Here is a 15,394-nt window from a genome sequence, read left to right as displayed (position 1 = left end):
TTTTAGTGTTTCTTAATTAATTTGAGTGTTTTTTGTCTTTGAATTTTCCCGGTTTCTGTTTCTATGAATTTTGGAACAAATAAGATTTCTTTTGGCTTTTCATAAGCACTTAATCGTGATAATCCTTTTATTTTCCTTGTTATTTCTGCCCTACTTTTATCTGATTCATTTCCTTCTATAACTACTATTAACTTTTCTCCTAAAATAGCATCTGAAACACCTGCTACGAAAAATCGGGTTGTTAGAATAGCTTCCAACTTTTCTTCAATCAACTCCGGATGTAATTTAACGCCTCCTGAATTAATTACATGATCAAAACGCCCTAACCATTCAAATTCTTTTTCTGAAATTAAATTAACAATATCGTTTGTGATTATTTTTTCTTCTGAAACCTTAGGAGCATTTATTACTAAGCAATTTCTGGAATCTTGTTCTATATAAACTTCCGGTAAGGTTGTATATAATGCTTGCTCTTTTTCTGACGCTTCAAAGTAATTGAGTTTTTTTACTGCTATATGTGTAATGGTTTCAGTCATGCCGTAAGTAGCATAAATATGTGTAGAAACTTGTTGAATTTTTTTTATCAAATCAAAAGCAACCACGCCACCTCCTACAATTAACTTTTTTACTTTATGTAACTCTCCTAAACTTGCTTGTAATTGCATGGGGACCATTGCTGAGAAATCGTATATTTTTTCAAGATTTTCAAGAGGATTTGAACTTGGTTCAACTATATCAATATGCCACCCTAATACTAAAGCTCTTACCAGCATCATTTTTCCTGCAATGTAGTTAGTAGACATACATACTAATGCGGTTGTATTTTCTTTTAAATTAAAAAAAACTCCGGTTGCCTTAGCCGAATTTTCCATATAGGCTTTTTTAAGCGATATAGGTTTCGGTTTTCCTGTAGATCCGGAAGTATGCACTATCACATAATCTTCTTTATTAAACCAATCTAAGAAGAATGTATACACTTCTTTTGAAAAAGTTTTAGTGTAATTTAACAGTTCCTCTACCGTTGAAAAAGATTGATTATTTAATCTAAAAGCTGGGTGAATATTCATTGTATTAAGATATACCTGTAATTTCTTCTACTGTATCTTCATGAATTGGTTTTGTAATGCTGCCCAACAGTTTTTCTTTCCAACTTTCCCATCCATATTTTTTTGAAAAAATAAATAACAACAATGGATATAAAACAAAAACAGGTAAAAACATTTCTATTCCTACAGAAGGTTCTGAAGTATCAACAAATAAGGCATCTGTTTGAAAAACTGTCCAATCTGTCGTTACAAAAAAGGCGGCAACAATATTATTAATTGCATGCAAACCTAAAGCTAATTCAGTTCCTTCATCCATTAAAGTTATGATGCCAAAAAAGAACCCGGTACCAATATAAAACACCATTGAAATAGCGCCTAATTTTTCTACCTCAGGGTTTGCGCCGTGTAATAAACCAAAAGCTACTGAGGTAATTACTAATGGAAACCATCGGTTTTTTACCAGAATTCCTAAACCTTGCATAAAATACCCTCGAAACAACAATTCTTCAAAGCTGGTTTGTATCGGTAAAAATAAAAAGGATATTACTAATAATGTAAAAAAAGGAACTGGTTTAAAATTCCATACATAACTTTCCGGTTCTATTAAAATTCCTGCTCCTATAACCAAAACAGAAATAAATCCCCACGAAATAAATCCAAACCAGAAACGTTTCCAATCTATATTTTTTCTACTGGTTACTACTGTTTTTACCGCTCGTTTATGCACAAATTTAACTCCCATGAACAAAAACAGCAATCCTATTGCAAACATAAGTATCATTAAAAATAAAAACAGGTTGCTATTAATTCCTAGTGTCATAAAGTTTTCTTCTGCTGCTCTTGCTAGCTCATCCATATCTTTTGAGTGCATTACAGCGGTAATTCCTAATGGAATAACCCCTAAAAGTTGCCAACCAAAGAAAACCATAAAACATACCAAGGCATATAAATACCATTCATTTTTTCCTTTATAAGCTTGCTGTATAAAATTCATATAATACTACTTTTAATCAAATTTATAATTTACCCCATTGTTTATTAAGAGCATATTCTAATTTCCCTTGAATTACTTGCAACGGACTTTCAATATTATTGGTAAATAAACTACCGGTTCCTAAACCTTGAGGTAAAGGATTGTTGAGTGTATACGTCCATTGTGCAATAGCATTTAACCCTATATTACTTTCTAAAGCACTGGTTATCCAGTTTCCTACGTTATAATTATTAGCTATCTCAATCCATTCATTACTTCCTTTATATCCTCCAACCAAACTTGGTTTTAGTATAATGTATTGTGGTTGAATGGTTGAAATACATTTTTGTTTTTCTTCTTTTTTAAAGACTCCTATCAATTCTTCATCCAACGCAATAGGTAAAGGTGTTTTTTCACACAATATAGCCATTTCTTGCCATTGCCCTTGTTTTATAGGTTGTTCTATAGAATGTAATTCTAATTCTGACAACCGTTGCAATTTATCCATAGCATTAATAGGTGAAAACGCTCCGTTGGCATCTACCCGTAATTCAATTTCTTTTGCTGAAAATTCATTCCTGATAGATTTCAGTAACTGTAATTCTGTTTCAAAGTCAATAGCTCCGATTTTCATTTTTATGGTTGAAAAGCCTTGTTGCAGTTTATCTTTTATTTGTTGCTGCATAAATACTTTATCTCCCATCCATATCAATCCGTTTATAGCTATTGGCGCCTGCTTTTGAGTAAATGCTGATGGGAATAATACAAACGTATCATTACTTTCTAATGATAAAAATGCTTGTTCTAATCCAAATTGAATAGAAGGAAACTCTAACAATTCTTGCAAAAGGGTTTCTAATCCTAAATGAATATGGCAACAAGCCCATTGTATTTTTTCTTCGTAGTCAGGTCTGTCATCTACACTTAATCCTCTAAACAATCCACACTCTCCTATACCTTGCTTTCCTTCTTTTTCCAGCATTAAAAACCAGGTTTCTTTTGTTTTTAAAACTCCTCTTGAAGTACCACTTGCTTGTTTAAATTCTAGATTGTATTGTTTATAAGTAGCTTTTATCATTAGTTTTTTTCAGCAAATTGTTTAAAATTAGTAAGATATTGTTGATCTTGTGCGGCTAATTTTCCTTTTACATACGGCAGCATACAGCCTAAAATAAAACTACTGCTTTTGCATTGAGTTATGAGCGTTATTGTTGTTTTTTGATTTTCAGATTCAAAGTGATAATCATCTGTTTTTAACATGCCTCCTCCTTTAAAAAACAACTTGATATTTTTATTAGGTTCGTAAGCCATTATTTTTTCTTCTAATATAATTTCTTGTCCTTGACTTTCAACTGCTACAGCATAAGTACTTCCTACTACACCTTCTTGTTTTTGTATTGACTTTACTGATTTTATTTCAGGAATCCATTTAGGCAAGTTTTCATCATTATTAAACAATGAAAATACTTCTTCTACAGGTTTATCAATAGTTACTTTTGACGTATAGTTTAATTCTTGAATAATTAATCCTGTCGCGAAAAACACTACTGATAAAGCTATAATAACTCCTAAAATAATTTTTACTGTTTTCATGTATTTTTTATAATGTAATTGATGTTCCTATTTCTAGCAGGATTAATTCTTTATTTGTATCTGAGAATAATTTTTTCGCTTCTTTTATATCTATTTCAATTGGGGGAAATGTATTAAAATGACATCCTATTACGGTATTACATTCAACAAAATCACTAGCTATTATAGCATCTTTAACTCCCATGGTAAAATTATCTCCTATTGGAAAAATTGAAGCTGTTAACCGGGTAGTCATTGGAATAAGTTTCATATCCATAGTAACAGCAGTATCTCCGGATATATATAATGACTTTTCACCTGCTGTTAGTACAAATCCACCTGGTTGGCCACCATAAGAACCATCAGCAAATGAAGATGTATGAACTGCGTTTACATATTTTGCAGAAAATGTATTGGTTTTAAAAGTTCCTCCATGATTTACAGGGTGTCCCTTAAAATTTTTAGCTCCGTAATACATTACTATTTCATAATTTGAAATAATGGTTGCTCCAGTTCTTGCTGCCAATACTTCTACATCTAACACATGATCTTGGTGTGCGTGGGTAAGTAATATGTAATCTGCTTTAAGAGTATTTAATTGTATATGCGATGCTTTAGGATTTCCTGTAATAAAAGGGTCTATTACTATATGTGTTCCGTTAACTTCAATACCAAAACAAGCATGACCGTAAAATGTAATTTTCATTGATTAGTTATTTGTTGTTGATTTTTTTTGCTTTTTCTTTTTGAACCAATAAAGAAGTAAGATAAGGAGTATTAAAAAAGGCCATATATTCACTAAAAAAACGGCTGCCATTTTTAAGTTTTCTACTCCATTTTTAAAACCGTTTCCTATATTACTCATAAAACTATCTTGGCTCGATAATTCTTTATAAATAGTTATATAAACGGTAGAAAAAGACACTTGATTTTGAAGGTATTTTAGTTTTCCTTCGGCTGCTTCAATTTCTTCTCTTATGGCGCTCAATTCTTTTTCTACCTCAAGTATTTCTTTAACGCTTTTTGCTTTTTTTAAAATTTCACGATATTTTTCTTCTAGTATTCTTTTATTTTTTAGTCTTGTTTCAACATCTAAATACTGCTCTGTAACATCGTTAACAGTTATTTTCTTTTGATCAAACTTTTCTACTCCATTTAAAATAGTATTCAAAAAGTTATCAAAATTATTTGCCGGTATTCGTATGGTTAAATAATTACTACTTCTGTAAGATGATGTTGCTTCCTCATCTGAAGAAATATATCCTTTAACATCAGTTACTGTTTTTAGTATTTTTTCTCTTGCTTTACTTAAATCTTCTACCTCAAATTCTAGGGTTCCGTTTTTTATTAATTTTCGTTCAGTTATACTTTTATCTGTATCTTCTTCTTCATTTAATACTGAAGAGTTTGCTTGATACGTTACCTCATCTGATATAGTTTCTGAACGGCCATACCCTAAAGAAGCTCGTTCTTTACATCCTATAAGAACTAATGCTAAAAATAACCTGATAATATATTTCATAATTTTCTCTTTTTGTTACAAGTTACAAAACTTGCCCTATTCCAAAAAGTATTGCAAATAAAAAGGTGCTTAACGCTACTTTTTTAAGCTCACCATCCAATAAGGCTTCCTCTTTATTTTTCATTACAAAAAGCAGGTGTTTTACTAAAGGAATGTATGCTATAATAAATAGAAATTGATACGGTGTTTTATAATGTATTACTGTATATAATAAAGCAAATAAGAAAGAGGCTCCTATTAAATAATAATGATAATATTTAGCAAACTCACTTCCTATTTTTACCACTAATGTATTTTTTCCGGATTTAGCATCATTTTCCCTATCTCTCATATTATTTAAGTTCAAGACAGCTGTACTTAACAAGCCTACGGTAAATGCCGGTAAAAAGACAGTAAATTCTAACTGTTTAGTATATAAAAAATAAGTTCCAACTACAGCTAACAACCCAAAAAACACAAACACGAATACATCTCCAAAGCCACTATAACCATAAGCGGATTTTCCTACTGTATATTTTATGGCTGCAACTATAGAGGCTATTCCTAAAATAAAGAATAGCACAGAATACATAAAATTATCTTTACCAAATGCTGTATAAATAAGAAACAATGCCACCAGTATGGTAAAAACGGCTGTAATGATCATAGCTCTCTTCATTTGAGCAGGTGTTATAGCCCCAGATGAAACCATACGTGCTTCTCCCGTTCTATTTTCATCTGTTCCTTTTATTCCATCCCCGTAATCATTAGCAAAGTTTGACAATACTTGAAAACCGATAGTTGTTATAATTGCCAACCAAAAAATGGGAGTTTCCAGTATATTATTCTTTCCTATACTTACCGCAATATTAAATTGTTCAGAAGTTATTTTAAAAAGAGAATCGTTTAACCCTAAGAATGCACCTACAATAATACCGGATACTGATAATGGTAATGTACGTAAACGTGCTGCTTTTATGTAGTTTTTCATTTAGATAATATAAAGTTTCAAAGATAAATATTTGTGCATAAAAAAAGGAAAGCAATGCTTTCCTTTTGTTGTAATATAATATTCGATTTATTTATTGATCATTACATCTAAATTTACTTTTTTTCCGGAAACATCTATTAAAAAATCTCTTTTTTCAACTAAGATGTTATTTCTTAGTATTTCTACAGTTATTGTATAGTTGTTAAAGGTTCCGGTTGTTTTATCTTCATAATCAAAACCTAAACTTGCCGCAAAATTAATTACCGCACTGTAAGCTTTATTATAAGGTAAACCTGTATCAACCGTATTATCAAACTTAAAAAAACCAGATTCAATAAAAACGGTTCTTATTTTAGCACTTTTATTAGCACTTGTACTGGTAACATTAAAGGTTATGGTTGAAATTGCTCCGTTTCCACTGAGCGAAAATTCTGTATCATTACATGATATTAATAATACAAAACACAGAAGGGTGTATACGTATTTCATATATAATAAATTAATTTGAATTATATTTTAACTCGCAAATTTAATACCATAAAAAAAGCGTACTGCCCAGGCAATACGCTTTTAAGAAAACTTTATGCTATTTTGTTAAAGATTATTAGCTTCTGCAATTAATTCAGCTATATCTTTTACTTCAATCTGATCTTCCTTTTCTTTAAATTTAACTCCATCTGTCATCATTGTATTACAATAAGGGCATCCGGTTGCTATAACTTGTGGATTTGTTTCCAGTGCATCTTCCGTTCTTAATACATTTATGTCTTTATTTCCTTTTTCAGGCTCTTTAAACATTTGAGCACCACCTGCTCCACAACATAATGCTGTTGATTTATGACGTTTCATTTCTGTCATTTTCACTCCTAAACGCCTAATTAAATCTCTTGGAGTTTCATATACATCATTAGCTCTACCTAAATAACAAGGATCATGATAGGTTACTCTTTTATTTTTTAAATTTTCACCTTCAATTGTTAAACGACCTTCTTTGATTAATTTGTTTATGTATTGTGTATGATGATATACTTCATAAGCACCACCCAAACCAGGGTACTCATTTTTTAAGGTATTAAATGAATGCGGATCACAAGTTACAATTGTTTTTACCTCATAAGTATTTAGCACTTCAATATTAGTCATAGCCTGCATTTGAAACAAAAATTCATTTCCTGCTCTTTTTGCAGCATCTCCTGTTGAACTTTCTTCGGTACCCAATACAGCAAAATCTACATTTGCTTGTTGTAATATTTTTACAAATGCTCTGGTTATTTTTTTTGCTCTATCGTCGTAACTTCCTGCAGCTCCTACCCAAAACAACACTTCCGGTTGTTTTCCTTGAGCCATCATATCTGCCATTGTTGGTACGTTCATAATTAATTTTATATTTTAAAATTATGAATTATGAGTTCTATAGCTCTTCACAATTCATAATTAGAATTAATAATTCTTTTTATTCGTCTTTCCAATTCAATCTGTCCATTTGACTATATTGCCAAGGAGCTCCGTTATTTTCTATATTGGTCATCATCATATTTAACTCTTGCGGAGCTGCTGATTCTTCCATTACTAAATAGCGACGCATTTCCATAATGATTGATAAAGGATCAATATTTACCGGACATTCCTGAACGCAGGCATTACAGGTAGTACAAGCCCATAATTCTTCTCTTGTAATGTAATCGTCTAATAACTGTTTTCCGTCCGGCACAAATGTTCCTTTGTTAGCATCTATATTTTTACCAACTTCTTCCAATCTGTCACGAGTTTTCATCATGATAGCTCTAGGAGATAATTCTTTCCCTGTTAAGTTAGCCGGACATGAAGAGGTACATCTTCCACATTCTGTACAAGTATAAGCATTCATTAACTGTACCCAGTTTAAATCCATTACATCTGAAGCTCCGAACTTTTCAGGTTCACTTTCATTTTCACTTTCTTCCGGCATTGCATAAGGATCTGCATCCGGATCCATCATCATTTTTACTTCATTGGTAACTGCAGCTACATTTGTAAACTGACCTTTAGGTTTTAAGTTTGCAAAAAATGTATTAGGGAACGCTAATAAAATATGTAAGTGTTTAGAGTAGTATAAATAGTTTAAGAAAATTAAAATTCCTACAATATGTAACCACCATGCTACTTTTTCAATCATATGAAGTTCTTCATGAGAGAAGTTGCTAAACCACGGAGCGATAAACTGTGAAATTACATTTCCGGCTCCTGAATTTTGAAAGGTTACGTCGGTGGCGTTCATAAGTAAGAACAACGACATTAAAACCATTTCAAAATATAAAATGATATTTCCATCATTTTTTGGCCATCCTTGCATTTCCTTGTTCCAAAAACGTTTTACTTTTTCAACATTTCTACGGAACCAAAATACAGTTACTGCAATAAAAACCATTATTGCTAATATTTCAAAAGTACCTATTAAGAAACCATACAATCCGTCACCAAGCGGTTTTTGAAAAACTCTGTGAGTTCCTAATAAACCATCAATAACTATCTCTAACATTTCTATATTGATAATTAAGAAACCTACATAAACGATAATATGTAAAGCTCCTGAAACCGGACGGCGTACCATTCTATATTGCCCTAAAGCAATTTTAGCCATATTTTTCCATCGTTCCGGCTTTCTGTCTGTTCTATCAATATCTTTTCCTAATTTTATATTTCTAATCAACTTTCGAACATTCATTACAAAATATCCTATACCTGCGACTAAAATAAAGGCAAAAAAGATGTTTGGCGTGTAATTTTCCATGTATTATTTGTTAGTTTTATTGATGATTCCAATTATCGTCTTCAGAACTATTAGGTGATAGTCCTAAAATATCTCCGCTGGTAGAAACTCCTAACCCTAAAACTGTTCGGTTAGCGTAATTAAAATAGCTTACTACTTGGTTTATTTCCAAAATTTCTCCATCTGTTATTCCGCTTTGCTGTAATTTTTCAACATCAGCCTTTACTATTTCAGAAGGGGTTAACGTTAATTTTTCAGCATATTTAAGTCCTTGAGAAAACTTTTCATCTAAAGCTATTTCAGGTTTATGGGTTTCTAAACCTTTTCTTATTTGATTTGCTTTTGTAGCATCTCCCAACAATCTTTGTAGACCTGTAAAATGATGTTCAACACAATATTCACAGTTATTTAATAGACTCACATAAACACCTATAGTTTCTAAATACCACTTTGGAAGTGTATTATTACTGTTATGTAGAACATTTTTATAAAGAGCCATATGCCCTACCATTGTATGAGGTCTAAGTCCATGAACCAACATTATATTATCTACATTATTATTGGGTCCGGTTACTTTTTGATATAATTTCTTAAGCTTTCCTTCAGCCTCATTAAAAGATATGATCTTTATCCAGCTCATACTACTGATTACTTACATTATTTTCATTGTTTTCTTCATTATATGGCTTGGCTTTTTTTCCAAATAAAGAAAAATGTACAAATCGTTTTGGGTTCAATTTCATTTCTCTTAATAGCTCTTCTAATTCTTTAGATGCATTGGTTAAATTGGTATACATCTTTTCATCTGTCATTAACTTTCCTAAAGTACCTTTTCCGCTCTTCATATCAGCTAATAAAGTATTTACATTAGTCAATGTAGTTTCCAGTTTTTTTACTGTATTTCCAAGGTTTGCTTTAGCTAACTCTTCAGAAACTTTAGAAAAATCATCCGTGATTTTTTTAGCATTTTGAACGGTTGCCTCAATATTACCTTTGCTATTGTTAAGCATTGAATTTACAGCTCCTAATGTTTTTCTAACATCAGAAACCGTATTTTCTAAGTTTAAAATACTTCTGTTTAAGCTTTTTCTTGACTTATCATCTAGTATTTGATTGAACCCAGACACTAAAGAATCAACTCCCACAATAGTATGCTCTAATTTTGGGGTTAATTTATCACTTAATGATGCTATTAAGTCAGACTCGACTTTTCCGGTTAGATAATCTCCTGATTTGGCTTCTTCTCCTTCATAACTAGGTACTATAGCTAAATTTTGACCTCCCATTAAACCTGCTGAGTATATTTTAGCTATACTATTTTTAGAAAATTTAAAGTTGTTTTCAACACTTAAGGTTACAATTAACTTTCCTTTTTTTTCAGGATTTGGGTTGAAATTAATCTCAGCAACTTTACCTACTTTAAGTCCATTTATAGTAACAACACTAGCTTCATTTAATCCACTAATATTATCATATTCTACGTAAAAATAACGTGTGCTTGGGTTAAAAAGATCTTGACCTTTTAAGAAGTTATAGCCCCATACAAATAACGCTATTACTATTACAGCTACTATTCCTGTTTTTAACTCTTTAGACATGCAAAAAAATTATTACAGGCGAAAATACTAATAATTTTTGGTAGTTTGCACCTAGAATAGGTCTAAATTAATTTGTTTTCAGAGCTTCTTTTAACGAAATTTTTATTCCGTTTTTAAATGCTACAACAAAAGCACCTGCATGCCCCGCTTCTCTCACTTTAGCTTGTATCCTTTTTATTTCTTGAAAATCAGAAGTTTTCCCGTAGTAATACTTATAATAGTCATCAATAAGTAATGATTCTACATTATCTAATCCTTTAAAATTAAAATTGCTTGTATCTAACTTCCTTTTAGATGCTGCTATTTGAACTCTAAACTCAACGGTATCAGATTTTTCTTGTGAAATTGTTTTTATTACTTCTGTTTCTTTCTTTTCAGGTTGTTTTTCAGCTACAACTTCTTTTACTTTAATAGGTTCTTCTTTTTTAACCTCTACAACTTTTTCCTCAACAGGTTTCGGTTGTTGTTTTTCTTCTTTTATTGCTTCAACAACTTCCCCTATTGTGTTCATTTTTAATCGATTTATATATTTTTGAACAGCACTAGAAATTGCTTTAGCCATTTTTATTTGTCCTGATTTTGTATTTAAGAAATTTCCCTCGGCTTTATTGGTTAAGAATCCTAATTCTACTAAAACACTGGGCATAATAGTTTCTCTTAATACTAAGAAATTATCTTGTTTTACCTTTCTATCAAATCTTCTTAAGTCAGAAAAATTACTTTGAATTAATCCAGCTATTAGTAAACTATTATCTAAATTTTCTTCTTGTAATAATGATAGTCCTATAAGTGATTCCGGCGAGTTAGGATCGTAATCATAATTTTGCTTATAATTATCTTCTAATAAAATTACCGCGTTTTCTCTTTTGGCTATTTCAAGGTTTTTATCATTTCCTCTTAATCCAAGAACAAAGGTTCCGGCCCCGTGGGCTCTGGACTGTGAATAGGAATCACAATGTATAGAAACAAATAAATCTGCCTTTTTATCATTGGCTATTTTAGCCCTGTTATGTAACTCTATAAAAACATCTTTTTTTCTGGTATATACGACTTCAACATCTTTAATTTTTGAAAGTTCATTTCCTACTTCCAAAGCTACACTTAAGGCTATTTTTTTTTCTTTATATCCATTTCCTAAGTTTCCAGGATCTTTACCTCCATGCCCTGCATCTAAGACTATTACATACTTTTTTTGTGCATTAACCGTTGTAAAACAGGAAAAAAAAGTGATTCCTATAAAAAAAACAAAAGTTAATCTTTTGGTAATATATTTGCTCAATTTTAAGATTTTCATCAATATTTTTTAAGTAATTTTGACGCTTAAAATTTGTTAACTCAAATAGTAAGCCATATTTTTAATTTAACACAAAAATAGTATTTATAGCATTGCGAACAAATCTAACCCACATACTTTTAGCATTCAGTCTTTTTTGTTTTCAATTAAGCTATTCACAAGATTCCGGTGAAAAAGGAGAATTACCCTCTAAACCTAAACCCGATAAACCTTTAAATATTTTAAAAGATTCTGTTTTTAACATAAAAAAGGAAAACACGATAAAACAACCTAAAGATTCAATTCCTACAGATTCTATAAAACCTAAAGAAGTAATCGATGGTATTATTACTCACGATGCGGAAGATTATACTATTCAAGATGCCAAAAACAAAACTATTACCTTATATAATAAAGCCAGAGTTACTTATACTGACTTAGATCTTAAAGCCGGTATTATAATTTTAGATTATAAAAATAATACGGTTTATGCCAAAGGAATTAAAGATAGTTTAGGCTATCAACAAAGACCTCAATTTAAACAAGGCGGACAGGAAAGCGAACAAGATTCTATTTTATTTAATTTCAAAACAAAAAAAGCGCTGATTTACGGAGTAAAAACAGTACAAAACGATATTATTACTTACGGAGAAAAAACAAAACGGGTAAACGACTCTACTATTTATATGCGTAAACTTCGTTTTACAACTTCCCAAAAAAAGATTCCGGATTATTATATTTCTACTAGCAAAGCTAAATTGGTTCCGGGAAAAAAAATTATTGTAGGTGGTAGTCATTTAGTACTAGCAGATGTTCCTACACCTTTATATTTACCTTTTGCATATTTTCCTTTAACTGACAAACGTTCTTCTGGTTTTATTATTCCATCTTGGGGAGATAGTAATAGTCAAGGATTCTTTTTACAAAACGGAGGGTATTATTTTGCATTGAGTGATTATTTTGACTTAACCGTTTTGGGAGATGTATATACAAATGGTAGCTGGGGGCTTAGAAGTGATTCTAATTATTATGTACGTTATAAATTTACCGGAAATTTTAGCATTCGATTTGAAAATATTATACAAGGAATACGAGGGCTTAGCGGTTATAGTAAATCATCTAATTTTAATATACGATGGAGTCATAGCCAAGATGCTAAATCCAGCCCGAACTCTCGATTCTCTGCTTCGGTAAACTTAGGTAGTAGTCAGTATTACAATCAATCGTTAAATGAGTTTAATAATTCACAAAGATTAACAAATACATTAAGTTCATCAATTTCGTATTATAAAAAGTTTGTAGGAACTCCTTTTAATATGAACGTTACGGCAACTCATCAACAAAATACCAACAATAATTCTATTACTATGACCTTACCGTCTTTACAGTTAAACATGGATAGAATTTTTCCTTTTGTTGGTAAAGGCGGAGTTAAGAAAAATCCTATTCAAAAAATGGGGCTTAACTACAGTATGAGTGGTCAATACAGTATTAATACTACAGATGCTGATTTTTTTAAGCCTAAAATGTTTAGAACTGCAAAAGCCGGTTTACAACATAATTTAAGTACCAGCACCAATCTTAAGGTTTTAAAATATTTCACATTATCTCCTTCGGTAAGTTATAAAGATGTTTGGTATTTTAAAAAGATTAACAAGCGATTTGATCCGACGGCAATAAACTCAAAGGGCAATCTTGGTGATATTATTAATGATACCATTAACGGATTTACTCGTTTTCACGAATATAATTTTGGAGCATCTTTGTCTACCAATATTTACGGTACTTATAACTTTAAAAAAGGTAGATTAAAAGCTATAAGACACACTATAAGACCTACTATTTCATATGGTTACCGTCCTAATTTTGCTGACGACTATAATCTACAAGTACAACAGAATCTTACAGATTCGAACAATCTATTAACCTATTCTCCTTTTGAAGGTGGTATTTATGGAACTCCCGGAAGTGGTATCTCTAATTCAATTGGTATCTCTGTAAACAATGTTTTAGAAGCTAAAGTAGCTCCTAAAGACCCAAATAGTGATGAAGAGGATAAAAAAGTAACCATATTAAACAACTTAAACTTTAGTACAAGTTATAATATTGCAGCTGATAGTTTACGTTGGAGCCCTGTTAGTGCCAGTGCTGGTACTCGATTATTTAAAGATAAATTAGCTTTAAATATGAGTGCTTCTTTAGATCCTTATCAGGTAAACAGTAAAGGGCAACGAATCAATGTTTTTAATCCAAATATTTTTAGACTTACCAATGTTGGTGTTACTGCTAATTATTCAATTTCAAGCAAAGATTTTGAAAAAAAGGAGGATAAAGATAATAAAGAAGATAACGGTAACGGAGCACAAAACACCCCAGATGTTTTTGGGCAAAACATATCTCCTACCAACAATCTTGGAAATCCGTTAGATAATAATACTAACGATAATTCCTCAAAAACTAAAGTAACTAACTTATACAAGGCTAAAATTCCTTGGGACTTAAACTTAGTCTATGCCATGAATTATTCTAACGACGGAATTACAAGCGGTATTAATAATAATTCTTTAATGTTTAGTGGTAATGTAGAATTATCGCCGAAATGGAAAGTAGGTTTTTCTTCAGGATATGACATTAAAAACAACGCTTTTACATTTACCCGATTAAATTTTTCAAGAGATTTAGACAGTTGGCGCTTTAACTTTAACTGGACTCCTTTTGGAAGAAATTCTGCTTATTATTTCTTTATTGGCGTAAAATCATCTGTAATGAGCGATCTTAAATGGGATAAAAATAAACCGCCAGACAGAGTACTTTTCTAATACTAAACACAAACAACATATCTATATATTATGAAAAAAATTATCACAACTCAAAAAGCACCACAACCTATTGGGCCATACAATCAAGCTGTTTTAAGTGGAAATACGCTATATACATCAGGGCAAATAGCTATTAACCCTGAAACCGGAGATTTAGTATTAGACTCTATTGAAGCTGAAACTAAACAGGTAATGGAAAACATGAAAGAAGTTTTAACTGCTGCCGATATGACTTTTGAAAATGTTGTGAAAACATCTATATTTATTTCAGACATGCACAACTTTGCTAAAATTAACGAAGTTTACGGACAGTATTTTAATGAAGATACAGCTCCTGCAAGAGAAACGGTTGAAGTAGCAAATCTACCAAAATTTGTAAATGTTGAAATTAGCATGATCGCTATTAAATAAAAACTTAAAAACTCAGCATGTAGCTGAGTTTTTTTATATTCTATATTTAAATAGCTTTAATTAAAAGTTCTGCTGTTGACGGATTGGTTGCTAACGGCACATTATGAACGTCACACAAACGTAATAACATCGTAATATCCGGTTCATGCGGATGTTTTTCATGTGGGTCTCTAAAAAAGATAACCATTTTACATTTTCCTTCCGCTACTCTACTTGCTATTTGTGCATCTCCACCATAGGGACCTGATAAAAAACGTTCTACTTCAAATCCTGCTTCTTGTGCTCTGGTTCCGGTTGTTCCGGTAGAAATTAACTGAATACTCTTTTGTTTTAAAACATCTTTATGGGTGTTTAAAAATTCTACCATTCTTTTCTTTTTTCCATCATGTGCTATAATTGCTATCTCCATATCGAAACTGTTTATCTTAAATAAAAAATCCCGCAAAAGCGGGAAAATATTT

Annotated in this window: 16 protein-coding genes; 2 read left to right on the top strand and 14 right to left on the bottom strand. The window is 31.2% G+C overall.

Annotation, left to right across the window (positions count from 1 at the left end):
* Positions 1-2 precede the first annotated feature (2 nt).
* From ACQY1Q_RS09170 to ACQY1Q_RS09110, 13 genes are all read right to left on the bottom strand, one after another.
* Positions 3-1,067 (bottom strand): AMP-binding protein, encoded by a 1,065-nt coding sequence (locus tag ACQY1Q_RS09170; RefSeq protein ID WP_431005009.1) that lies wholly within the window; start codon positions 1,065-1,067, stop codon positions 3-5.
* 4 nt (positions 1,068-1,071) lie between these two features.
* Positions 1,072-2,040, bottom strand: coding sequence for a lysostaphin resistance A-like protein (locus tag ACQY1Q_RS09165; protein ID WP_431005008.1), 969 nt, complete (start codon positions 2,038-2,040; stop codon positions 1,072-1,074).
* Positions 2,041-2,062: 22 nt separating this feature from the next.
* A complete protein-coding gene (locus tag ACQY1Q_RS09160; RefSeq protein ID WP_431005007.1) occupies positions 2,063-3,097 on the bottom strand; it encodes an o-succinylbenzoate synthase in 1,035 nt (344 codons plus the stop codon).
* Complete coding sequence (locus tag ACQY1Q_RS09155) at positions 3,097-3,612, bottom strand: SRPBCC family protein (RefSeq protein ID WP_431005006.1); 516 nt, start codon at positions 3,610-3,612, stop codon at positions 3,097-3,099. Before ACQY1Q_RS09155 ends, ACQY1Q_RS09160 begins: the two co-directional genes overlap by 1 nt.
* A 7-nt stretch (positions 3,613-3,619) precedes the next feature.
* Positions 3,620-4,297: a metal-dependent hydrolase gene (locus ACQY1Q_RS09150; protein ID WP_431005005.1), complete on the bottom strand. Its 678-nt coding sequence runs from the start codon at positions 4,295-4,297 to the stop codon at positions 3,620-3,622.
* 3 nt (positions 4,298-4,300) lie between these two features.
* Positions 4,301-5,113: a DUF4349 domain-containing protein gene (locus tag ACQY1Q_RS09145; protein ID WP_431005004.1), complete on the bottom strand. Its 813-nt coding sequence runs from the start codon at positions 5,111-5,113 to the stop codon at positions 4,301-4,303.
* A 22-nt stretch (positions 5,114-5,135) separates the two neighbouring features.
* Positions 5,136-6,083 carry a 1,4-dihydroxy-2-naphthoate octaprenyltransferase gene (gene menA / locus ACQY1Q_RS09140; protein ID WP_431005003.1) on the bottom strand — a complete coding sequence of 316 codons (948 nt, stop codon included), beginning with the start codon at positions 6,081-6,083 and terminating at the stop codon, positions 5,136-5,138.
* 87 nt (positions 6,084-6,170) lie between these two features.
* On the bottom strand, positions 6,171-6,572 hold the full coding sequence (locus ACQY1Q_RS09135; RefSeq protein ID WP_431005002.1) for a hypothetical protein: 402 nt from the start codon (positions 6,570-6,572) through the stop codon (positions 6,171-6,173).
* Positions 6,573-6,677: 105 nt separating this feature from the next.
* A complete protein-coding gene (locus ACQY1Q_RS09130) occupies positions 6,678-7,457 on the bottom strand; it encodes a (Fe-S)-binding protein (RefSeq protein WP_431005001.1) in 780 nt (259 codons plus the stop codon).
* A 79-nt stretch (positions 7,458-7,536) separates the two neighbouring features.
* Positions 7,537-8,853, bottom strand: a complete 1,317-nt coding sequence (locus ACQY1Q_RS09125; RefSeq protein ID WP_431005000.1) for a 4Fe-4S dicluster domain-containing protein — start codon at positions 8,851-8,853, stop codon at positions 7,537-7,539.
* Positions 8,854-8,869: 16 nt separating this feature from the next.
* Entirely contained in the window at positions 8,870-9,472 is a 603-nt protein-coding gene (locus ACQY1Q_RS09120; protein WP_431004999.1) for a carboxymuconolactone decarboxylase family protein, read from the bottom strand.
* A 1-nt stretch (position 9,473) separates the two neighbouring features.
* Complete coding sequence (locus ACQY1Q_RS09115) at positions 9,474-10,430, bottom strand: MlaD family protein (protein WP_431004998.1); 957 nt, start codon at positions 10,428-10,430, stop codon at positions 9,474-9,476.
* 67 nt (positions 10,431-10,497) lie between these two features.
* Positions 10,498-11,709: an N-acetylmuramoyl-L-alanine amidase family protein gene (locus tag ACQY1Q_RS09110; RefSeq protein ID WP_431004997.1), complete on the bottom strand. Its 1,212-nt coding sequence runs from the start codon at positions 11,707-11,709 to the stop codon at positions 10,498-10,500.
* 107 nt (positions 11,710-11,816) lie between these two features.
* Between ACQY1Q_RS09110 and ACQY1Q_RS09105 the strand changes: the two genes are divergently transcribed.
* Entirely contained in the window at positions 11,817-14,522 is a 2,706-nt protein-coding gene (locus ACQY1Q_RS09105) for a putative LPS assembly protein LptD (RefSeq protein WP_431004996.1), read from the top strand.
* A 30-nt stretch (positions 14,523-14,552) separates the two neighbouring features.
* The gene (locus ACQY1Q_RS09100) at positions 14,553-14,933 is read left to right on the top strand and encodes a Rid family detoxifying hydrolase (protein WP_431004995.1); all 381 of its coding nucleotides are present in this window, start codon (positions 14,553-14,555) and stop codon (positions 14,931-14,933) included.
* A gap of 46 nt (positions 14,934-14,979) precedes the next feature.
* Here ACQY1Q_RS09100 and ACQY1Q_RS09095 read toward each other — a convergent pair whose 3' ends face one another.
* Entirely contained in the window at positions 14,980-15,342 is a 363-nt protein-coding gene (locus ACQY1Q_RS09095) for a methylglyoxal synthase (RefSeq protein ID WP_431004994.1), read from the bottom strand.
* Positions 15,343-15,394: the final 52 nt, after the last annotated feature.

This window comes from Tenacibaculum sp. TC6, assembly GCF_050606265.1.
GTDB lineage: Bacteria > Bacteroidota > Bacteroidia > Flavobacteriales > Flavobacteriaceae > Polaribacter.
Note: the sequence above shows the minus strand (reverse complement) of the source record. Positions and strands in the feature narration are given on the sequence as shown.

What these genes read in the sequence shown, in the direction of transcription:
- ACQY1Q_RS09130 (WP_431005001.1), bottom strand. Translation starts at nt 7,457, where the DNA reads ATGAACGTACCAACAATGGCAGATATGATGGCTCAAGGAAAACAACCG.
- ACQY1Q_RS09095 (WP_431004994.1), bottom strand. Translation starts at nt 15,342, where the DNA reads ATGGAGATAGCAATTATAGCACATGATGGAAAAAAGAAAAGAATGGTA.
- ACQY1Q_RS09115 (WP_431004998.1), bottom strand. Translation starts at nt 10,430, where the DNA reads ATGTCTAAAGAGTTAAAAACAGGAATAGTAGCTGTAATAGTAATAGCG.
- menA (WP_431005003.1), bottom strand. Translation starts at nt 6,083, where the DNA reads ATGAAAAACTACATAAAAGCAGCACGTTTACGTACATTACCATTATCA.
- ACQY1Q_RS09160 (WP_431005007.1), bottom strand. Translation starts at nt 3,097, where the DNA reads ATGATAAAAGCTACTTATAAACAATACAATCTAGAATTTAAACAAGCA.
- ACQY1Q_RS09120 (WP_431004999.1), bottom strand. Translation starts at nt 9,472, where the DNA reads ATGAGCTGGATAAAGATCATATCTTTTAATGAGGCTGAAGGAAAGCTT.
- ACQY1Q_RS09165 (WP_431005008.1), bottom strand. Translation starts at nt 2,040, where the DNA reads ATGAATTTTATACAGCAAGCTTATAAAGGAAAAAATGAATGGTATTTA.
- ACQY1Q_RS09145 (WP_431005004.1), bottom strand. Translation starts at nt 5,113, where the DNA reads ATGAAATATATTATCAGGTTATTTTTAGCATTAGTTCTTATAGGATGT.
- ACQY1Q_RS09135 (WP_431005002.1), bottom strand. Translation starts at nt 6,572, where the DNA reads ATGAAATACGTATACACCCTTCTGTGTTTTGTATTATTAATATCATGT.
- ACQY1Q_RS09170 (WP_431005009.1), bottom strand. Translation starts at nt 1,067, where the DNA reads ATGAATATTCACCCAGCTTTTAGATTAAATAATCAATCTTTTTCAACG.
- ACQY1Q_RS09125 (WP_431005000.1), bottom strand. Translation starts at nt 8,853, where the DNA reads ATGGAAAATTACACGCCAAACATCTTTTTTGCCTTTATTTTAGTCGCA.
- ACQY1Q_RS09150 (WP_431005005.1), bottom strand. Translation starts at nt 4,297, where the DNA reads ATGAAAATTACATTTTACGGTCATGCTTGTTTTGGTATTGAAGTTAAC.
- ACQY1Q_RS09100 (WP_431004995.1), top strand. Translation starts at nt 14,553, where the DNA reads ATGAAAAAAATTATCACAACTCAAAAAGCACCACAACCTATTGGGCCA.
- ACQY1Q_RS09155 (WP_431005006.1), bottom strand. Translation starts at nt 3,612, where the DNA reads ATGAAAACAGTAAAAATTATTTTAGGAGTTATTATAGCTTTATCAGTA.